Below are 20329 nucleotides of genomic sequence, written 5' to 3'. Positions count from 1 at the left end.
CACATCTACCCCCGCAGACCCCCCCCCTCCCCCCCCGACTACCCCCCCCCCTGCCCCGACCGCCCCGCGCCCCGGGGCCTAGAGGGGCTGTGCGACTGCGCTGATGGTTAGCGCAGTCGCACAGTGCGTGTTGAGTTGCCGTTGGTGGATCTGGCGGTTGCCGGTGTAGGGGCAGTTGGCGGATGCGCCGTCGAGGTGCGTCCGTGCACGGGCCGCGCCGGCGCGGCTGTCGAACCGTCAGGTGCGCGCCCCCAGTAGTTCGTCCACCAACTGCTGGACTCGCTGCTGGATCTGGTCGCGGATCGGGCGTACCGCGTCGACGCCCTTGCCCGCGGGGTCGTCGAGCTGCCAGTCGCGGTAGGTGGTGCCGGGCAGGACGGGGCAGGCGTCGCCGCAGCCCATGGTGATCACGACGTCGGCGGCCTCGACGGCGGCGTAGGTGAGTTTCTTCGGGGTCTGGGCGCTGATGTCGATGCCGAGTTCGGTCATCGCCTCGACCGCGGCGGGGTTGATGGTGGCGGCGGGGTCGGAACCGGCCGAGTGGGCGTGGATGGCGTCACCGGCGAGGTGGATGAGGAAGCCTTGGGCCATCTGGGAGCGTCCGGCGTTGTGGATGCAGACGAACAGCACGCTGGGTTTGCCGGTGGTCACTGGGCGGTCGCCTTTCCAGGGATGGGGATGTCGAGTTCGGTGAGCAGGGCGCGGACGCGGGTTTCGATGTCGTCGCGGATGGGGCGGACAGCGTCGAGGGTGAGGTCGGCGGGGTCGGCGAGGGTCCATTCCTCGTAGCGGCGGCCGGGGTAGAGGGGGCAGGCGTCGCCGCAGCCCATGGTGATGACGACGTCGGCGGCCTGGATGATCTCTTCGGTCCAGGGTTTGGGGAATTCGCCGGTGATGTCAATGCCGACTTCGGCCATGGCTTCGATGGCGGCGGGGTTGATCTGGTCGCCGGGTTCGCTGCCGCCGGGCCAGGCGACGGCGTTGGTTCCGGCGAGGTGGGTGAAGAAGCCGAGGGCCATCTGGGAGCGTCCGGCGTTGTGGGTGCACAGGAACAGCACGGTGGGGGTGCCGGTGTGGGCCTTGCCCTCGACGCGGGCGAGGGCGGTGAGGCGCTGGCGGGCGAAGCGCTCGGCGAGCAGGGGCAGGTAGTTGACGACGGTGGCGCGTCCGGCGAACTGGTCGTAGGAGGTGTGCAGGAACCGTTCGATGGTCTCGGTGCCGAACACGCCGTCGAACTCGCGCTGCAAGCGGGTGGCGGCGGTCTTGAGGGCGAGTTGCTGGTCGATGGTGAGGTCTTCGCGCAGGTAGCGGGCGACGGGGCTGGCGTCGGTCATGGTCTCTCCGTCGGTGGAGGTGGACTGGTGGGTGTCGATGAGTTCGGTGAGCAGTGCCTGCACGCGGGCGGCGATGTCTTCGCGGATCAGGCGCATGCGTTCGATGCCGTCGATGCCGCGGGTGGAGGGTTCGTCGGTGTCCCAGCGGATCAGCCGCGGTCCGGATGGGAGGTCGAGTTCGGCTTCGCGGCCGAGCACGACCACGATGTCGGCGTGGGCGGCGAGGGCCGGGTCGAGGGGTTTGGGGTGTTCACCGTCGACGGTGGCGCCGACCTCTTCGAGTACCTGGACCGAGAGCGGGTTGAGGCCGGCGCCGGGGTCGGTGCCCGCGGAGTGCACGCGCACGATTCCGGGGCCCGCCTGGCGCAGGAGCGCGGCGGCCATCTGGGATTTGCCGCTGTTGCGCACGCAGACGAACAGCACCGACGGTGTGGTCACGGCTGCACGCTCCCCTCGATCGGGTCGGTGCGGAAGCGTGTGCGCAGGGCGAGGGAGACGTAGACGAGGGCGACGAGGACGGGGACTTCGATGAGCGGGCCGACGACGCCGGCGAGTGCCTGGCCGGAGGTGGCGCCGTAGGTGGCGATGGCGACGGCGATAGCGAGCTCGAAGTTGTTGCCCGCGGCGGTGAAGGCCAGCGTGGTGGTGCGGGCGTAGCCGAGCCCGAGCAGCGCGCCGAGGGCGTAGCCGCCACCCCACATGAGGGCGAAGTAGGCCAGCAGCGGGATGGCGATGCGGACGACGTCGAGGGGCTGGGAGGTGATGCGGTCGCCTTGGAGGGCGAACAGGATCACGATGGTGAACAGCAGTCCGTAGAGGGCCCACGGGCCGATCGCCGGGAGTAGCCGGGTTTCGTACCAGTCGCGGCCCTTGGCGCGTTCGCCGAAGCGGCGGGTGAGGTAGCCCGCGAGCAGGGGAATGCCGAGGAAGATCAGCACCGACTTCGCGATCTGCCAGGGGGAGGCGTCGATGCCGGTCTGTTCCAGGCCGAGCCAGCCGGGCAGGACCGAAAGGTAGAACCAGCCGAGCACGGCGAACATGACGACCTGGAAGACCGAGTTCAGCGCCACCAGTACCGCGGCGGCTTCGCGGTCGCCGCAGGCGAGGTCGTTCCAGATGATGACCATGGCGATGCAGCGGGCGAGCCCGACGATGATCAGGCCGGTGCGGTACTCGGGCAGGTCGGGCAGGAAGATCCAGGCCAGCGCGAACATCAGCGCGGGGCCGAGCAGCCAGTTCAACACGAGTGATCCGGCCAGGAGTTTGCGGTCGCCGGTGACGGTGTCGAGGCGGTCGTAGCGGACCTTGGCCAGCACCGGGTACATCATGATCAGCAGCCCGATCGCGATGGGCAGGGAGATGCCGTCGATCTCGATCGCGCTCAGCCCGTCGCCCAGACCGGGGATGAGCCGGCCCAGCAGCAGCCCGGCGGCCATCGCAACGCCGATCCAGACGGGCAGGAACCGGTCGAGGGTGGACAGCTTGCCCACGACCGCGGGTTCGGTGGCGGTGGTGCTCATGCGGGGACCTGCCCGCAGCAGTCCGCCTCGGTGCCGATGTCGGCGCCGGTGGTGGCGGGCAGGTGCAGCAGCTCGCCGATGCGGGCCAGTGCCTCGGGCACGACGCGGTAGTACACCCAGGAGGCGCGGCGCTCGGATTCGAGCAGCCCGGCCTCGCGCAACACCTTGAGGTGGTGGGAGATGGTCGGCTGGGACACCTCGACGCCCGCGGAGATGTCGCAGACGCACGCTTCGCGCGTCGACCGTGAGGCGATCGAGCTGAGCAGCTGCAACCGCACCGGGTCCGACAGCGCCCGGAACACGCTCGCCAGTTCCGCCGCGCCCTGCGTGGTCAGGGGTTCGCGGACCAGGGGCGAGGCGGTGCACGCCTGGATCGGGATCACCGGCAGCTGTGACTTCGACATAGGTCGATATTGATCGATATCGAATCTCAGGGCAAGCGAACGGCAGGTGAACGCTCGTCCGACGGGCGTGGGGTCAGTTGACGGGGCTGCGGCGTTCGAGCAAGACGACATCGTGCCAGGTGCCGTCGATGTCGATGAGGCGTTCGCGGATGCCGACGGTGCGGTATCCGGCGGAGTGGTGCAAGGCGAGTCCGGCCCGGTCGGCGGGCAGGACTCCGGTGCTCAGGGTCCGCAGCCCGGCCTCGTCGGCGGCGATGACCAGCGAGCGGATCAAACCCTTACCGACACCGTGGCCGCGCTGGTCCTCGGCGACGAACACAGTGCTCTCGGCGATCCCGTCGTCGGCGGGGCCGAGCGGGGACCGGGACAACGCAGCCCACCCGGCGATGCCGCCGTCGCGTTCGGCGATCCAGCGATGTTCGGGCAACCAGTCCTGCACCGAGGTGGCACCGCCGAGGCGCACGACGACAGGCAGATCGGCATCGGTCATGGCGCGCACGGTCACGTCGGCGGGAACGTCGGACGGGCAGCAGGGGCGCTGCCCGAGCGCGCCCATGACCGCGTCGGCGGCGTGGGGCAGACCGGTGCAGCAGGCGGGGTTGATCGCGACCACGCTGGTGGTGCCCCGCTTGGACACGCTCACGAACCCGACCTCGGCGAGCTTGCGCACGTGATGCGAGACCGTGGGCTGCCCGACTCCGAGCGCTTCGGCCAATTCCCCGATCGTGGTCCCGCCGGGGCGGGCGGCGACCTGGTGCAACAGCCGCACCCGCGTCGGGTCGGCAAGGCATGCGAACCAAGCCGCGTAGGTCGTTGCCTCCGCCACCGGCAGTGGCACCACCTCGGCGCGCACGGCGTCGGCGTCGCGGACGACGGGCATGTCGAGGGATGTCATACACGACAGTCTATTGCGTGTCGTGCAATCAATCGATGGTCATCGATGGTTGCTTTCATCGACGTCTGTCGATACAGTCGCGCCCATCAATCGATGACCGTCGATGAATGGAGACGTGATGAGTAACGACGATCTGCCTGTGGTCGTGATCGGTGCCGGTCCGACCGGCTTGGCCGCCGCCGCCGAACTCGCCGGGCGTGGCCTGTCCCCGCTCGTGCTCGAGCGCGGCGCCGCCGCCGGGGCTGCGGTCGGGGAGTGGAATCACGTGCGGCTGTTCTCCCGGTGGGGTGAGCTGATCGCCCCGGCCGCTGCCCGGCTGCTGGAACCGACCGGGTGGAGCACCCCCGATGCCGACGCCTACCCGACCGGGCAGGAATGGCAGCGCGACTACCTCGAGCCGCTGGCGGCCGCGCTGGGTGCGGATGTGGTGCGGACCGGGGTCGAGGTCGTCGGGGTGGCGCGGCGTGGTCGTGACCGGGTAGTCGATGCCGGACGGGAGGGGGAACCGTTCACCGTCCACGTGCGCCGTGGCGATGGTGGTGAGGAGCGGATCACCGCGCGGGCGGTCATCGACGCCTCCGGTACCTGGGGTGCGCCGAACCCGCTGGGCGGGGACGGGTTGCCCGCCCTCGGCGAGCGCGCCGCCGCCGCGGCCGGGGTGCTCGGCTACCGGGTGCCCGACCTCGACGACCCCGCCACCGCCGCCCGCTACGCCGGTGCGCATACCGTGCTCGCGGGCAGCGGGCACTCGGCTCTGACCGCGATCGTGGCCCTGGCCGGGCTCGCCGAAACGACGCCGGGCACCAGGCTGACGTGGGTGTTGCGGCGTGGCGAGATCGGCGCCACCTTCGGCGGTGGCGCGGCCGATGAACTCCCGGCCCGCGGCGCCCTCGGCGAGCGCGCGCGCCGCGCGGTCGAGGCCGGGCTGCTGCGGGTGGTGACCGGATTCCGCACCACCGCAATCGAACCCGACGCCGAGGGGCGCGTCGAGCTGGTCGCGGACTCCGGGGCCCGGATTCCCGAGGTGGACCGGGTGGTGGCGCTGACCGGTTTCCGCCCCGACCTGTCCTGGCTGTCGGAGATCCGTCTGGAGCTGGACCCGGCGTTGCAGGCGCCGGTGCGGCTGGCACCCTTGATCGACCCGAACGTGCACTCCTGCGGCACGGTCTACCCGCACGGCGTGCTCGAGCTGGCTCATCCCGAGCCGGGGTTCTTCTCCGCGGGGATGAAGAGCTACGGGCGAGCCCCGACCTTCCTGGCGATGACCGGCTATGAACAGGTCCGCTCCGTCGCGGCCGAACTGGCCGGTGACCACGAGGCCGCGCGCCGGGTCGAGCTCACCCTGCCCGAGACCGGTGTCTGCGGAGGTGCCGGAGTCTTCGACGACCCCGCCGCCGACACCGCCGGGGGCGGTTGCTGCGGCACCCCGTCCGCAAGTACTGTCCCGGAGCTGATCACGCTGGCCGCGCCCGGCTCCCGGGGCGCGTGAGCACCACCGGCACCGCGCCCGCGCCGACCGGACTGGATGCCTCCGGTCGGCGCCGGGTGCTGATCGTGCTGTGCGCGACCCAGATCACCAGCTGGGGCATCCTCTACTACGCCTTCCCCGTGCTCTCGACCTCGATCACGACCGGCACCGGATGGTCGGCACCGGTCATCACCGCCGCCTTCTCGGCCGGGCAGCTCGCCGCCGCGCTCACCGGCATCCCCGTCGGACGCATCCTGGACCGGACCGGGCCTCGCACGGTGATGACCGCGGGCTCGATCGCCGCTGTCCCCGCGCTGCTCGTCGTCGCGACCGCACCGAACCCGGTCCTGTTCTTCGCCGGGTGGATCGCGGCCGGGGTGGCGATGGGCGCGGTGCTCTACCCGCCCGCCTTCGCCGCCCTGACCCGCTGGCACGGCGACGACCGCATTCGCGCGCTGATGATCCTGACCCTGGTCGCCGGGCTGGCCTCCACGGTATTCGCCCCGCTCACCGCCGCCCTCGACCTCCATACCGGCTGGCGCACCACCTACCTGATCCTGGCCGGGGTACTCGCGGCCATCACGATCCCGGCGCACTGGTTCGGGCTGCGCGGACCCTGGCCCGACCCGCCACCACCGGCCGCGGCCGAGTTCGACCGCCACGACCGCATCGCCCGCTCCCCGGCATTCCTGGCGTTGACCGCCGCGCTCGCCCTCGGGGCGTTCGCTTCGTTCGCCGGAGTCTTCAACCTGGTCCCGCTGCTGCTCGAACACGGTTTCAGCCCCACCCTCGCCGCCTGGACGCTCGGGCTCGGCGGGGCTGGGCAGGTCCTGGGACGGCTCGGCTACCTCCAGCTCGCCGCCCGCACCAGCCCCGCCACGCGGCTGATAGCGCTCCTGGCCGCCACCGCGGCCACCACCGCACTGCTCGGCCTGGCCGCCACCGTCACCACGCTGGTCGCGATCTCCATCGGCGCCGGACTGGTCCGCGGCCTGACGACCCTCGTGCAGGCCACCGCGGTCACCGACCGCTGGGGCGCCACCCACTACGGACGCCTGGGCGGGCTGCTCAACGCCCCCATCGTCATCGTCATGGCCCTGGCCCCCTTCGCCGGAACCGCCCTGTCTGCTGCTACCGGGAGCTACGCCAACGCCTACCTCGTCCTCGCTGCCATCGCCGCGGCCGCCGCAGTGCTCGGCCTCGCCGCAACACCACGCACCCGCTCACCTGAACCCGTTGCCTCGGAGAGTGATTCATGAGTTCCGACCTCGACGCGATCGTCGTCGGCGCCGGCCAATCCGGCCTCGCCGCCGCCCACCACCTCACCCGCGCCGGACTGTCCACCCTCGTCCTGGAAGCGAGCACGGACACCGCTGGGTCGTGGCCGCGCTACTACGACAGCCTCACCCTGTTCTCACCCGCCCGCTACAGCTCGCTACCCGGCCGGCCCTTCCCCGGCGACCCGGACCACTACCCGCACCGCGACGAAGTCGCCGACTACCTGCGCGGCTACGCCACCGGCCTCGACGCCGAGATCCGCACCGGCACCCGTGTCACCGCCGTCGAACGCGACGACACCGGCTTCGCCGTGCACACGAGCACCGGCCGAACGTTCACCGCACCTCGGCTCGTCGCCGCCACCGGCGGGTTCGGGAACCCGAATCGGCCCGCCCTTCCTGGACAGGAACTGTTCGCAGGCAGGCTGATTCACGCCGCCGACTACCGCAACCCGGACCCTTTCGCGGGTCGTCACGTCCTCGTGGTCGGGGCCGGGAACTCCGCGGTCCAGATCGCCGCCGACCTCGCCGACCACGCCGCCTCTGTCACCCTGACCTCCCGCATACCGCCACGGCTGGTCCCGCAGCGCCCGCTCGGCCGCGATATCCACTTCTGGTTCACCCGCACCGGCCTCGATGCCGCACCCCTGGGCCGGTTCATCACCCGCCCGCCGACCGCACCCGTCTTCGACACCGGCATCTATCGCGCCGCGATCACCGCCGACCGCCCGCGCCTGCGCCCGATGTTCACCACGCTGACCCGCGACACCGCCCGCTGGCCTGATGACAGCGAAACCCCCGTCGAGGTCCTCATCACCGCCACCGGCTACCGCCCCGACCTCGGCTGGCTGGCCGCGCTGGGCGCGCTCACCACCGACGGCACGCCACGACATCGCGGCGGGCTGTCCACAACCTATCCCGGCCTGGCCTACCTCGGCCTGGAGTGGCAACGCAGCCTGTCCTCGGCCTCACTCCGCGGAGTCGGACGCGACGCCCACCGGGTTGCCACCATCCTGACCCGCTCAACGCAATTCGCCCGCACGTCGAATCCCGCACGGCCGGGGCGCGGGATGGAGCGCAGCGCGTAGGCGGCCAGGTTCGATCCGGTCCCGATTTCGATCTCTGCCCCCTCGCCTTCCGTGGAACGAATGGTGCAACACCATAACGTCACTGCCGAGACATAATGACTTGACAGTGACATATTGTCTCGCAAAACTTGGGTCAGTCGTGGCAGCACTCCGAATGGATCAGGTGAACGGTATGGGCGATCGACCAGTACGGGTACCGAGAGGTGACAGCGAGAACCGCCCGCCGCGGTGGGCAATCGTGATGGGGATTCTCATCGGGGTGCTGGTCGTGATGGTCATCGCCATCGTGGTGGTGGGGGGAGGCGAGCACGGCCCGGGCAGGCACACCCCTGAGCGAGGTGACTCCCACGGCAGCCACGCCGCGGGCCGGCATCCCGGCGGTTCAGCGGTGCGAGTCGTACCGCAGCCCGCCGACGCTGCTGAGGGCGGGGATGTACTCGGCTACGACCGTCCGGCGAGTTCGCGTCCGGGGCGGGTGAGTTGACACCTCTGTGGTTGTGCGGGGTGTCAGGTGGGTGGGCGCAGTCCGTCGAGGACGAGCACGACCAAGCGGCGCGTTGCTGCTTCGGAGCGCGAGGACTGAGCGGCCGACAGTGCCGCGAGGCAGTATTCGGTCAGTTCCGTGGTGGCGATGTCGGCGCGGACGATCCCGGCGGTGACGCCGTCGTCGAGCAGGCGGCGCACCATGTCGTGGAGCTGGTGTCGGGCCTGGGTGGCGTGGCTGCCCCGGTGCAGCAGTGCCGACAGCTCGCCGCCGTGGTGGTCGAATCCGATGCGGGCGTAGGTGCTCAGGGCCTGCTCGAGTCGCTGCCCGATGTCGCCGGGACCGGACACGATCGCCTTGAGCTGTTCGATGTGGTCGGTGATGCGGCGTTCGTGCCAGGCGTTCAGGATGGCGCCGACGTCGGGGAAGTACTTGTACAGGGTGGCGCGTCCGATGCCGGCGGCGCCGGCGATCTGGGTCATGGTCACCGCGGTGGGCCCGTGCTCGGCCACCAGCCGCGCTGTCACGTCGAGCACGGTCGCGCGCACAGCATGCTGATGTGCCGCGACCGTGTCGTTCCAGAGCTTGGGCACATCCGGAGTATATCCAGCTCACGACCCGATTCTTTTCCTGCCGACGACCCGACCGAGGCGCGCTCGGCGGTACAGCGGCATCCGATCGGTCGTGGCGCTGTCCCGCCGCCGCGGTCGGTAGTGATCCCGAGGTGTTCCGAATGACTTTCGCTCGGCGTACCCGGCAGCTGGCGCTGCTGGCGCACATCGTCTCGTCGGTGGGATGGATGGGCGCGGTCGCGGTCTATGTCGGCTTGGCTGTCGCGGTGCTGGCGGCTCGGGATCCGCTGGCGGTGCGAGGGGCGCTGACCTCGATGCGGATCTCGGTCTATGGCGTCATCGTTCCGCTGGCCTTCGCGGCGCTGGCGACTGGTGTGATCCTGAGTACCGGGACGATCTGGGGCCTGCTGCGGCACTACTGGGTTGTCTTCAAGCTGGCGTTCACCGTGCTGGGGATCGGTGTTCTGATCCTTTACACCGACTCGATCGACTACTGGGCGCGGCAGGCCCTCTCGGCGCAGTCCGCGGATTCGATCGTGGAGCTGCGCAGCCCCACGCACCTGGTTCACTCCGCCGGAGGGCTGGTCATCCTGCTGGTCGCAGCGGTGCTGTCGGTGTACCGGCCCAGGGGGATGACCCGCTACGGCCGGTCCCGTACACCAGGCGCCACATCGTCTTCGAGCGCACGGAGACGTCGTGGCGGTGAGGGTCACAGTCCTTGCAGTGCGTAGACCGCCGCGGTCGCGATCGCTGTCGTGCCGAGGACGTAGCGCAGCGTCCGCTCGGGCAGGGCGGGTTGCAGGTGGGCGCCGAGGTATCCGCCGAGGAGCCCGCCCGCGCCGGCGGCGATGCCGATGGTCCAGTCGGGTGCGATGTCGGTGCCTCCGGTGGTGATGGCAAGCAGCAGGTAGGTTGCCGCGCCCGCGATCGAGGTGAGCAGGGTGGAGGTGAGTGCGGCGGGCGCGACTTCGGGCAGGTCGATTCCGCGGCCGACGAGGATGGGGCTGAGCAGGGAACCGCCGCCGATGCCGTAGATGCCGCCGACGATGCCGACCAGCAGTGCGGTCAGGGTGATGGTCCGGTCGGAGGGCCGTGGGCGGCGGTGTGGGCGGGGGCCGGTGGCGGTCCGCAGGCACAGCCACAGGCCGAGGGGGCCCAGCAGGGCGGCGGCGAGGAGTTTGAACCCGGTGGCGTCGGGCAGCAGGAACACCCGGATGACGGCTCCGGCAACGACACCGGGCAATGTGCCTGCCACCAGGAGCCGGGTCAGCGGGCTGCGCAGGGAGGCGCGGCGACTGTACCTGGCCAGTGCGCCGGGGATGGATACGACGTTGAACAGCAGGTTGGTGGGGGTGACCGCGGGGCTGGGGACTGCGAGCACACTGATCTGCACCGGCAGCAGGAAGACCGCGCCCGACACTCCGACCGGGGCGGTCACCACGGCCACCACCAGCCCCGCAGCGAAGCTCGCCACCACAGCACCCGCTCCCACGCTGCGACTATCGCATGCGCGGAGAAGGCCGGTGTCCCACCGGCGTCATCACCCGCGTGCCGGATGCCGCGCTCGATCGGGCCGGTGTCGTCGCGGCGGGGTCGGCGGGTTACCCCGGGTGAGCCGGTTCGTGCTCACCCGGGGTGGCCTGTCAGTGGACGGCGGACTTGAAGCGGCGCAGCCGGAGGCTGTTGGTGACCACGAACACCGAGCTCAGGGCCATGGCCGCGCCGGCGAGCATGGGGTTGAGCAGCCCCGCCATGGCCAGGGGGATGGCGGCCACGTTGTAGGCGAAGGCCCAGAACAGGTTGGCCTTGATGGTGGCCAGGGTGCGGCGCGCCAGGCGGATGGCGTCGGTGGCCACCTGGAGGTCTCCGCGCACGAGGGTCAGGTCGCTGGCCTGGATGGCGACGTCGGTGCCGGTGCCCATGGCGAGCCCCAGGTCGGCCTGGGCGAGCGCGGCCGCGTCGTTGACCCCGTCTCCGACCATCGCCACGACCCGGCCCTGGGATTGCAGCCGTTTGATGGTGTCGACCTTGTCCTGGGGCAGGACCTCGGCGATCACCTCCTCGATGCCGACCTCCTCGGCGATGGCGTGTGCGGCACGGGTGTTGTCGCCGGTGAGCAGGACCGGGGTGAGCCCGAGTTCGCGGAACTCGGCGACCGCGCGCGCCGAGGTCGGCTTGACCACGTCGGCGACGAGCAGCACGGCGCGGGCGCGGCCGTCCCAGCCGACCGCGACCGCGGTCTTGGCCTCGGCTTCGGCGCGGGCGACGGCGGCGCTGAGGTCGTCGTCGAGGTGTTGCGCCCAATCGGCCAGCAGCCGGGGCCGTCCGATAATGACCGCGTGGCCGTCGACCACGCCCTGCACGCCGAGGCCTTCGAGGTTGGCGAAGTCGGTGACCGGTGCCGGTTCGCCGAATTCTTCGAAGGCGGCGGCGGCGATGGCGCGGGCGATGGGGTGCTCGGACTGGTGCTCGAGCGCCCCGGCGCTGGCCAGCACGGTGTCGCGGTCCTCGCCCCGGGCGGGCAGCACGTCGAGCAGCGTCATGGCTCCGGTGGTGACGGTGCCGGTCTTGTCGAGCACGATGGTGTCCACGGCGCGAGTGGATTCGAGGACCTGCGGGCCCTTGATCAGGATGCCCAGTTGCGCGCCGCGGCCGGTGCCCACCATGAGCGCGGTCGGGGTGGCGAGGCCGAGGGCGCACGGGCAGGCGATGATCAGCACGGCGACCGCGGCGGTGAAGGCGGCGGCGACGGCGGATCCGGTGCCGAGCCAGAAGCCCAGGGTGGCCACCGACAGGGCGATGACGACCGGGACGAAGATCCCGGAGATCCGGTCGGCCAGCCGCTGGGCGGGAGCCTTGCCGGTCTGGGCGTCTTCGACGAGCTGGGCCATGTGCGCGAGCTGGGTGTCGGCGCCGACGCGGGTGGCGCGGACGACGAGGCGGCCGCCGGCGTTGACGGTCGCGCCGGTGACGGTGTCGTCGACGCCGACCTCGACCGGTACCGGTTCCCCGGTGAGCATGGAGGCGTCGACGGCCGAGCTTCCCTCGACGATCACCCCGTCGGTGGCGATCTTCTCCCCGGGGCGCACGACGAATTCGTCGCCGACGGCCAGCTGGTCCACCGGTACCCGGTGTTCGCGTCCGTCGCGGCGCACGGTGGCTTCCTTGGCGCCCATCTCCAGCAGCGCGTGCAGCGCCGCGCCCGCGCGCCGCTTGGCGCGTGCCTCGAAGTAGCGTCCGGCGAGGATGAAGGTGGTGACGCCGGCGGCGGCTTCGAGGTAGATGTTGCCGGTGCCGTCGGTCCTGGCGATGGTGAACTCGAACGGGTGGGTCATGCCCGGCATGCCCGCGGTGCCCCAGAACAGGGCGTACAGCGACCAGGCGAAGGCAGCCGAGGTGCCGATCGAGACCAGGGTGTCCATGGTGGCGGCGCCGTGGCGCAGGTTGGTGAGCGCGGCCCGGTGGAACGGCAGCGCGCCCCAGACGACCACGGGCGCGGCCAACGTCAGCGACAGCCACTGCCAGTTGTCGAATTGCAGCGCCGGGATCATCGCCATGGCGATCACCGGGACGGTGAGTGCGAGAGAGACCAGCAGCCGGGTCCGCAGGCTTTCGGCCGGGTCGTCGGTGGCGGGGGTGTGCTCGGTGGGTGCGGCGACCGGCTGGGGCAGGACGGCGGTGTAGCCGGCCTGTTCGACGGTGGCGATCAGTTCCTCGGCGGTCACCGTGCCGGTGGATTCGATGCTGGCCTTCTCGGTCGCGTAGTTGACCGTCGCGGTGACGCCGTCGATCTTGTTCAGCTTCTTCTCGATGCGGTTGGCGCACGACGCGCAGGTCATGCCGCCGATCACCAGTTCGACCCGGTCGGTCGCGGGTGGACGGTGCTGCACGGTGGTCATGGTTGCTCCCCTCGGTGCTTGTCGGCCGATCAGTGTCCGTGGCCGGGCTGTTCGGGCTGGGTAGATGTGGTGGGCGCCGGTGTGGCCGGATCGGCGCCGACGCTGACCGTGAACTGCGCGGTGCGCACGACGCCGGCGTGCTGGAAGTCCAGGAACAGCCGGTAGTCCCCGGCAGTGGGGGCCTCCACGACGAAGTCGATGCCGGGCCCGGCCGGGGTGCTGCCGTCGCCGGGCTGCCCCTCGGGGTGGACGTGCAGGTACGCGAGGTCGGTGGCGCGCAGGGCGACGAGGTGGCCGTAGGCGCCGAGATAGGGCTGCAAGTCGGTGACCGGGGCCCGGCCGCGCTCGACCGACAGCCGCACCCGAGACGCCTGCCCGGGCACGATGGCGCCGTCGAGGGTGACGGTGTAGTCGCCGATGGTCGCGGTGCTCGCGGGCGCGGCCAGGGGCTGCGGGTCGTAGTTCCCGCTCACTCGCAGGTCGGTGCGGAGGGTGAGGTTCGGGCCGCCGTCGGGGGTGAAGTCGGCGAAGACCCGGTAGTCCCCGGCGCGGGACAGGTCCACCGGGACCGACCAGGTGCCGGTGGCGTCGAGGGTGGGGTGCACATGCTGGAAGGCGGCCAGGTCACGGCGGACGAGGATCAGGTGCAGGTCCTTGTCGTGGCTGCGGGTGTAGCGGGTCAGCGGCGCGCCGGAGGCGTCCAGGATCTGAAAGCTCAGGGTGGACGGGGTGGTGGCGGTGGCGAGGGCGCTGTCGAGGCGCAGGGTGTAGCCCTGGTCGGTGGTGAGCAGCCCGCCGGGGCCACTGGCGACCGGCGCGGGGCCGCTGTCGTGGGTGTCGTGCGGGCCGGGCTCGGTGGCCGGCTCGGGGCCGACCGCGGCGCCCACGCCCAGTGCGAGTGCGAAGACGGCGGCGAGGCCGCCCGCGAAGGTGATGATCTTGCCGGTGGTGTTCATCGGTCGTGCTCCGTTTCGCCCGGTCTCCGGGCAGGGTTCAGCGGGTGAGGATTCGGTCCGGGCGCAGGTCGAGGCGGCGCAGCAGCTGGGCGTTGACGGCGACGACGACGGTGGAGGCGGACATGAGCAGGGCGCCGATCTCCATGGGCATGGTGATGCCCCAGTGCGCCAGCACGCCCGCCGCGAGGGGGACGGCGACGATGTTGTATCCGGCCGCCCAGGTGAGGTTCTGGATCATCTTGCGGTAGGTGGCTTTCGACAGGGTGATGATCGACAGCACGGCGCGGGGGTCGTCACCGGCCAGGACGACTCCGGCCGAGGCGATGGCGACGTCGGTGCCCGCACCGATGGCGATCCCGACGTCGGCGCGGGCCAGGGCGGGGGCGTCGTTCACGCCGTCGCCGACCATGGCGACCTTGCGGCCCGCCTCCTGGAGGGCTTGCACTTTGGCGCCCTTGTCCTGAGGCAGGACCCCGGCGAAGACCTCGTCGATGCCGAGGCGGGCGGCCACCGTACGGGCCACGGGCTCGGCGTCGCCGGTGATCATCGCGACGTGGATGCCGTGCTCGTGGAGTGCCTCGATGGCTTGGGCGGACTCGGGGCGGATCTCGTCGGCCAGGGCGATCGCGCCGAGCACCGTGCCGTCGCGCAGCACGTGCAGGACGGTCGAGCCTTGTTCGCCCCAGGCCGCGGTCTCGGGGAGCGGGTCGAGGCCGTGTTCGGCGAGCAGGCCGGGTCCGCCGACCGAGACGGTGGCGCCTCCGACCTCGGCGGTGACTCCGATGCCGTTGCGGGCGGTGAAGTCGGTGGCGGCAGGGACGGTGAGGCCGCGCTCGCCGGCGGCGGCGACGATGGCCCGGCCCAGCGGGTGCTCGCTGTCGGCTTCGACGGCCGCGGCCAGGGCGATGACCTCGCTGTCGTCGGCTCCGGTGACGGCCTGCACGGCGGGTTCGCCGCGGGTCAGGGTGCCGGTCTTGTCGAACAGAACGGCATCGACCGAGCGCATGGCCTCCAGGGCACGGCGATCGGTGATCAGCACGCCGGCCCTGGCGGCCCGCTCGGTGGCGATCGAGACCACCAGCGGAATGGCCAGCCCCAGCGCGTGCGGGCAGGCGATGACCAGCACGGTGATGGTGCGGGTGACCGCGGACTCCGGCTCGCCGAGCAGCAGCCAGGTCGCCGCGGTGAGAACCGCCGCCGCGGAGGCGAACCAGAACAGCCATCCGGCGGCGCGGTCCGCGAGCACCTGGGCGCGGGAGCTGGAGTTCTGCGCCTCGGTGACGAGGCGCTGGATTCCGGCCAGTGCGGTGTCGGCACCCACGGCGGTGATCCGCACGCGCAGCGCGGAGTCGGTGCTCACGGTGCCCGCCACCACCCGGTCACCCTCGGTGCGCCGGACCGGGCGGGACTCGCCGGTGATCATGGACTCGTCGACATCGGCGGCGCCGGACTCGACGGTGCCGTCGGCGGGCACCCGCCCACCCGGGCGGACGATCACCAGGTCACCGGTGCGTAGCTCGCCGACCGGCACGGTGGTGACAGCGTCGGCGTCGAGGCGTTCGGCCTCGTCGGGCAGCAGCGCGGCCAGCGATTCGAGTGCGCTGGAGGCCTGCCCGAGCGAGCGCATCTCGATCCAGTGCCCGAGCAGCATGATCACGATCAGCAGCGCCAGCTCCCACCAGAAGTCCAGGTGGTGATCCAGAACCCCGGCGGTGGCGCCCCACGAGGCGGCGAAGGCGACGGTGATCGCGAGCGCGATCAGCAGCATCATGCCCGGCTTGCGGGAACGGATCTCACTCACCGCGCCGGTCAGGAACGGGCGCCCGCCCCACAGGTACATGACGGTGCCGCCGAGCGGGGAGATCCACGACAGGCTCTCGGGGACGGTGTATCCGAGCAGGTCGGCGAACATCGTGTTCGCGGCGACGACCGGGATCGCCAGCACCAGCATCACCCAGAACAGGCGCCGGAACATCGCGACGTGATCACCGTGGCCCGCGTGCCCGCCGTCATGGCCGTGTGCGTGGTGATCGTGCGCGTCGTGACCGCCGTCGCCGGGCGGGGCGGCGGCCGCGACCGCGGCGTCGCCGGACTGGTGACCGTGGTGCGAGTGGTCGTGCGCGGGGTGCTCGTGTTCGCTGGACATACCCGGACTATATACCCCTGGGGGGTATCTGTGAAGGGCGTGGAGCGGCGGCGGATCGTCCCGGGGCGGTGGAGCGCGGGCGGTTAGGGTGGCGTTCGTGGTGCAGGCAGGTGGTCCGATGTGGTCGCGGCGCAGGTTGCTGGCCGCGGCGGGGGCAGGAGCGGCGGCCGTGGCCGCGGGCTGTTCGGCCGAGCCGGGTTCGCGCCCGGTCGGCGTAGATTCGGTGGCGGTGCGCGAGGCCGAGGCGCGCAGGCGCGCGGCGGGTGCGCCGGTGCGCGAGGTGCGGTTGCGGGCCGAACCGGCCACCGTCGACCTGGGCGGGGTGGTGGTCGACACCTGGACCTACGGCGGTCGGCTGCCGGGGACCGAGGTCCGGTTGCGGCGCGGTGAGGTGTTGTCCGCCCGGTTCGACAACGCGCTCGCGGCGCCCTCGACGGTGCACTGGCACGGGGTGGCACTGCGCGCCGACATGGACGGAGTGCCCGGGCTGACCCAGCCGCCGGTGCAGCCGGGCTCGGGCTTCGGCTACGAGTTCACCGTCCCCGACGCCGGAACCTACTGGCTGCACCCCCACGTGGGCGTGCAACTCGATCGCGGGCTGTATGCCCCGTTGATCGTGGAGGACCCCGCTGATCCCGGCTACGACGCCGAGGCGGTGGTGATTCTCGACGATTGGCTCGACGGGGTCGACGGCCGCGATCCCGATGCCGAGCTGGCCCGGCTGCGGGCCGCGGGCATGCACGACATGAGCGCCGAACCGGGCGGCGGGCACGGTGGGCACGGCGGTCACGCAGGCGCGCAGACCGCGCCGCTGGGCGAGCACGGCGGTGACGTCGAGTACCGGCACTACCTGTGCAACGGGCGGCTGCCCGCCGATCCGGTGACCTTCACCGCCGCACCCCGCCAGCGTATGCGGGTGCGGCTGATCAACGCCGCCGCCGACACCGCGTTCCGGGTCGCGGTCGCCGGGCATCGCATGACCGTCACCCACAGCGACGGATTCCCGGTCTTCCCGGTCTCGACCGAGAGCCTGCTGATCGGCATGGGCGAGCGCTACGACGTGACCGTCGACCTGCGCGCGGGCGTGTTCGCGCTGGCCGCCGCCGCCGAAGCCAAGGCCGGCCGCGCCATGGCCGTGATCCGCACCGGGCCCGGGGAGGCACTCGACGCCGGAGTACGGGTTCGCGAGCTCGACACCGCCCCGCTCACCGCGGGCCGGTTGCAGGCCGCCGACGCCGCGCGCCTGGCGCCGCGGGCCCCGGAGGTGGTGCACGAGGTGCGTCTGGGCGCCGACGCCACCGGCTATGTGTGGACGATCAACGACCGCGCACCGCTCGACGGGATGGTGGGACACGACGCGCACGCGATGTTCGAGGTGTTCGCCGGGCAACGGGTGCGGTTGCGATTCGTCAATGCCACCACGATGTTCCATCCGATGCATCTGCACGGGCACACCGGCGCCCTGGTGACCGGCAGCGGCGCGGGCCCGCGCAAGGACACGGTGCTGGTCGGGGCGGGCGAGACCGTGGAGTTCGATTTCGACGCGACGAATCCGGGTCAGTGGATGCTGCACTGCCACAACGCCTATCACGGAGAAGCCGGGATGATGAGCGTGCTGTCCTACCAGGCCTGACCGCCCTCACCGCGTCCCGCCTCCACGCCGGCCGCCCGGGCGGGAAAGCGCCGCTCCCAGGGCGCCGGCGCCGGAACAGCGGGCAGCTGCACGGTCGGGGCGTCCTCGCCGCGGAACTCCCACCGGCCCGTGCGCGCCGACCAGGCGTGCGTCGGTGCGGGCAGCTGCAGGGTCGGCGGGTCGTGCGGGTCCGGCTCGCCTGCCGCGGCCGCGGTGTCCTCGGCCACCGGACGCCGGTCGAGCACGGCCAGTGCGCCGGTGGCGATGACGCCGACCGCGATCAGCCCGGTCCACACCGCCCAATCCGCGCCTGCGGCGCGGGCAGCGCCGAAGACGGCACCGGTGCCGAGGTTCCCGGCGAGGATCCCGACCCCGACGATGGTGTTGTAGAAGCCGTAGTGGGTGGCTACGAGCCGGTCGCGGGCCAGCCCCACCACCGTGTCCATCTCGAAGGGGAACACCGCCGCGGTCCCCACCGCCAGGATCGCGGCCGAGATCAGCAGCGCGGCGATGGCGGCAGGGGCGCCGAGCGGCCCCGGCGCCGGGATCAGCGCCAGCGGCACGAACGCGCCGGTCATGATCGCCATACCGGCCACCAGCGCCCGTGAGCTGCCCCATCGGGCCTTGAACCAGGCGGTGATGCGCAGCTGACCGGCCACCGCGATCACTCCGGACACGACGAACAGCATCGAGATCAGCAGCTGCGCGCGGGCCCCGGCCAGGACCTCGGCCTGCAAGGCCAGGGCCAGATACACCTGGAACGACAGCACGTAGGAGCCGATCATCGCCAGCGAGAACGCCACGAAGCGGCGGTTGCGCGCGACCACCGCCCAGTCCGCCCGGATCGAGGTCCTCGCCTTGCCGGGGTCCTCGCGCCGGGGCGGCAGTGCCAGCAGCTGAGCCACGGTCAGCCCGGCGAAGACCGCCGCGGCCGCGGCGGCCGCGACCTGGAACTGCACCGCCATCAACGCCAGCCCGACCAGCGGTCCGGCCAGGATCCCGGCCTGGTAGAAGATGTTGAACAGCGCGAACGCCTCCACCCGGCGCTCGCCGGTGTCGGCGGCGAGGTAGGCGCGCACCGCCGGGTTGAACAGCGCCCCGGCGAAACCGGTTGCCGCCGAGGCGATCAGCAACCCGGGCAGGCTGGTGGCGAAGATCAGCAGCGCGAATCCGGCGGTGCGCAGCAGGCAGCCGGCCACGATGAGCGGTTTGTAGCCGAGCCGGTCGGCCAGGGTGCCGCCGAGCAGGAACATGCCCTGCTGGGAGAAGTTGCGCACCCCGAGCACCAGCCCGACCGCCCACGCCGCCAGCCCCAGCGGCCCGGCCAGGTAACCGGCCAGGTACGGCATGAGCATGTAGAAGCCGAGGTTGATGCCGAACTGGTTGATCATCAGCAGCCGCGCGGGCAGGTCGAAGCTGCGGAATCCGGCGATCACGCCCATCACCGCTTACTCCCGGTCCAGGTGCGCGGGTCGGTGACGGCCGTGGTCCGGGTCCAGGTGCGCGCGGTCACCGCGCGCGGGCAGTCCACGGTCACCGGCCCGGCGGGCGCGGCGTCGAGCAGCAGATCGTTGGCGCGGCAGTAGTCGTCGCTGTAGACGGTGTCGAAGTAGCGCTGCGGCCCGTCGGGGAATACCGCCGCGATCCGGGTACCGGACGGATACTGCGCGGCAGCCCAGCCCGCTACCAGCCCCACCGCCCCCACGCTCCAGCCGCCGCTGGCGTGGTGGGTGGCGGCCAGGGTGCGCGCGGCCCACACCGCCTCGGCCGGGGCGACCCAGTGCACCTCGTCGAAGGCGGCGTAATCGACATTGGCGGGGTGGATGCTCGAGCCGAGCCCGCGCATCAGCCGCTCCCCGGGCGGCTGGCCGAAGATGGTGGAGGCGATCGTGTCGACGCCGATCAGCGCCAGGGCGGGGTTGTAGCGGCGCAGCACCCGCGCCACCCCGGCCGAGTGCCCGCCGGTGCCGACCGCGCACACCAGCACATCGACTCCGCCGAGCTGGGAGAGCAATTCCATCCCCAGCGACTCGTAGCCCGCGACGTTGTCGGGGTTGGTGTACTGGTCGGGGCTCCAGGCGCCGGGCTCGGCCGCCAGCAGCTCACCCACCCGCTCGCGGCGCGCCTGCTGCCAGCCCCCGACCGCATGCGGCGCGGCGACCACCTCGACCACGGCACCGTAGGCGCTGAGCATCTGCACCATCATCGGTTCCATCCCCGGGTCGGTGACCAGCGTGACGGGGTGGCCGTGCGCCAGCCCCGCCAGCGCCAGCCCCAATCCGAGGGTTCCCGAGGTCGACTCCACGATCCGCGCGCCGGGCGCGAGCTCACCGCGCTCGCGAGCGCGCGCGACCATGTGCAGGGCGGGACGATCCTTCATGCCGCCGGGGTTGAACCCTTCGAGCTTGGCCCAGAAGCCCCGGCCGGCGGGGGCCAGCGGCTGCGACACCCACAGCACCGGGGTGTTTCCGACCAGTGCGTGCGGAGCACGCACCGCACCGGGTATCGCGACGATCCGCTCCGGGGCACCGAGGCGCCCTGGGGTCACCACATTGCTCATGATTTGTCGCTTCCTGTATCCGGGCGCGTGCGGCGAGCACGACCGCCCTCGACGGTGAACGGAAACAGACACCGGCCCGCACGCACCGCGGCC

Annotated in this window: 17 protein-coding genes and 1 pseudogene; 5 read left to right on the top strand and 13 right to left on the bottom strand. The window is 71.8% G+C overall.

The window, feature by feature from the left end:
• Positions 1–237 precede the first annotated feature (237 nt).
• From ACFUUZ_RS04710 to ACFUUZ_RS04685, 6 genes and pseudogenes are all read right to left on the bottom strand, one after another.
• Positions 238–651 carry an arsenate reductase ArsC gene (locus ACFUUZ_RS04710; RefSeq protein WP_378692531.1) on the bottom strand — a complete coding sequence of 138 codons (414 nt, stop codon included), beginning with the start codon at positions 649–651 and terminating at the stop codon, positions 238–240.
• Positions 648–1334 carry an arsenate reductase ArsC gene (locus ACFUUZ_RS04705; protein WP_378692626.1) on the bottom strand — a complete coding sequence of 229 codons (687 nt, stop codon included), beginning with the start codon at positions 1332–1334 and terminating at the stop codon, positions 648–650. The genes ACFUUZ_RS04710 and ACFUUZ_RS04705 overlap by 4 nt, the downstream gene beginning before the upstream one ends.
• A 180-nt stretch (positions 1335–1514) precedes the next feature.
• Positions 1515–1757 (bottom strand): annotated as a pseudogene (locus tag ACFUUZ_RS04700) (low molecular weight phosphatase family protein); the annotation flags it as partial.
• A gap of 11 nt (positions 1758–1768) precedes the next feature.
• A complete protein-coding gene (arsB, locus tag ACFUUZ_RS04695; protein ID WP_378692530.1) occupies positions 1769–2854 on the bottom strand; it encodes an ACR3 family arsenite efflux transporter in 1086 nt (361 codons plus the stop codon).
• Positions 2851–3258, bottom strand: a complete 408-nt coding sequence (locus tag ACFUUZ_RS04690) for an ArsR/SmtB family transcription factor (RefSeq protein ID WP_378692529.1) — start codon at positions 3256–3258, stop codon at positions 2851–2853. The genes arsB and ACFUUZ_RS04690 overlap by 4 nt, the downstream gene beginning before the upstream one ends.
• Positions 3259–3331: 73 nt before the next feature.
• Entirely contained in the window at positions 3332–4153 is an 822-nt protein-coding gene (locus tag ACFUUZ_RS04685) for a helix-turn-helix domain-containing GNAT family N-acetyltransferase (RefSeq protein WP_378692528.1), read from the bottom strand.
• A gap of 118 nt (positions 4154–4271) precedes the next feature.
• On the opposite strand from ACFUUZ_RS04685, the gene ACFUUZ_RS04680 reads away from it, so the two are divergent.
• The 3 genes from ACFUUZ_RS04680 to ACFUUZ_RS04670 are packed head-to-tail and all read left to right on the top strand — an operon-like array spanning position 4272 to position 7986.
• Positions 4272–5642: an NAD(P)-binding domain-containing protein gene (locus ACFUUZ_RS04680; RefSeq protein WP_378692527.1), complete on the top strand. Its 1371-nt coding sequence runs from the start codon at positions 4272–4274 to the stop codon at positions 5640–5642.
• The gene (locus ACFUUZ_RS04675) at positions 5639–6880 is read left to right on the top strand and encodes an MFS transporter (RefSeq protein WP_378692526.1); all 1242 of its coding nucleotides are present in this window, start codon (positions 5639–5641) and stop codon (positions 6878–6880) included. Before ACFUUZ_RS04680 ends, ACFUUZ_RS04675 begins: the two co-directional genes overlap by 4 nt.
• The gene (locus ACFUUZ_RS04670; protein ID WP_378692524.1) at positions 6877–7986 is read left to right on the top strand and encodes a flavin-containing monooxygenase; all 1110 of its coding nucleotides are present in this window, start codon (positions 6877–6879) and stop codon (positions 7984–7986) included. The genes ACFUUZ_RS04675 and ACFUUZ_RS04670 overlap by 4 nt, the downstream gene beginning before the upstream one ends.
• A gap of 507 nt (positions 7987–8493) precedes the next feature.
• On the opposite strand, the gene ACFUUZ_RS04665 is transcribed toward ACFUUZ_RS04670, so the two are convergent.
• The gene (locus ACFUUZ_RS04665; RefSeq protein WP_378692522.1) at positions 8494–9063 is read right to left on the bottom strand and encodes a TetR/AcrR family transcriptional regulator; all 570 of its coding nucleotides are present in this window, start codon (positions 9061–9063) and stop codon (positions 8494–8496) included.
• 140 nt (positions 9064–9203) lie between these two features.
• On the opposite strand from ACFUUZ_RS04665, the gene ACFUUZ_RS04660 reads away from it, so the two are divergent.
• On the top strand, positions 9204–9773 hold the full coding sequence (locus ACFUUZ_RS04660) for a DUF2269 domain-containing protein (RefSeq protein ID WP_378692520.1): 570 nt from the start codon (positions 9204–9206) through the stop codon (positions 9771–9773).
• Here ACFUUZ_RS04660 and ACFUUZ_RS04655 read toward each other — a convergent pair.
• From ACFUUZ_RS04655 to ACFUUZ_RS04640, 4 genes are all read right to left on the bottom strand, one after another.
• Complete coding sequence (locus tag ACFUUZ_RS04655; protein ID WP_378692519.1) at positions 9752–10534, bottom strand: TSUP family transporter; 783 nt, start codon at positions 10532–10534, stop codon at positions 9752–9754. The two genes, ACFUUZ_RS04660 and ACFUUZ_RS04655, sit on opposite strands and share 22 nt — an antisense overlap.
• A 151-nt stretch (positions 10535–10685) precedes the next feature.
• A complete protein-coding gene (locus ACFUUZ_RS04650; protein ID WP_378692517.1) occupies positions 10686–12941 on the bottom strand; it encodes a heavy metal translocating P-type ATPase in 2256 nt (751 codons plus the stop codon).
• A 29-nt stretch (positions 12942–12970) separates the two neighbouring features.
• On the bottom strand, positions 12971–13897 hold the full coding sequence (locus ACFUUZ_RS04645; RefSeq protein WP_378692515.1) for a hypothetical protein: 927 nt from the start codon (positions 13895–13897) through the stop codon (positions 12971–12973).
• 37 nt (positions 13898–13934) lie between these two features.
• Positions 13935–16043: a heavy metal translocating P-type ATPase gene (locus ACFUUZ_RS04640; protein ID WP_378692514.1), complete on the bottom strand. Its 2109-nt coding sequence runs from the start codon at positions 16041–16043 to the stop codon at positions 13935–13937.
• Between the two features lie 118 nt (positions 16044–16161).
• On the opposite strand from ACFUUZ_RS04640, the gene ACFUUZ_RS04635 reads away from it, so the two are divergent.
• Complete coding sequence (locus ACFUUZ_RS04635; protein ID WP_378692624.1) at positions 16162–17676, top strand: multicopper oxidase family protein; 1515 nt, start codon at positions 16162–16164, stop codon at positions 17674–17676.
• Here the strand turns inward: ACFUUZ_RS04635 and ACFUUZ_RS04630 are convergent.
• Positions 17664–19118, bottom strand: coding sequence for an MFS transporter (locus ACFUUZ_RS04630; protein WP_378692623.1), 1455 nt, complete (start codon positions 19116–19118; stop codon positions 17664–17666). The genes ACFUUZ_RS04635 and ACFUUZ_RS04630 overlap by 13 nt on opposite strands.
• Positions 19118–20236 carry a PLP-dependent cysteine synthase family protein gene (locus ACFUUZ_RS04625; RefSeq protein ID WP_378692512.1) on the bottom strand — a complete coding sequence of 373 codons (1119 nt, stop codon included), beginning with the start codon at positions 20234–20236 and terminating at the stop codon, positions 19118–19120. The genes ACFUUZ_RS04630 and ACFUUZ_RS04625 overlap by 1 nt, the downstream gene beginning before the upstream one ends.
• Positions 20237–20329: the final 93 nt, after the last annotated feature.

Source organism: Nocardia sp. NPDC057353 (genome assembly GCF_042667085.1).
In the GTDB taxonomy this organism is placed as follows: Bacteria; Actinomycetota; Actinomycetes; order Mycobacteriales; family Mycobacteriaceae; genus Nocardia.
Note: the sequence above shows the minus strand (reverse complement) of the source record. Positions and strands in the feature narration are given on the sequence as shown.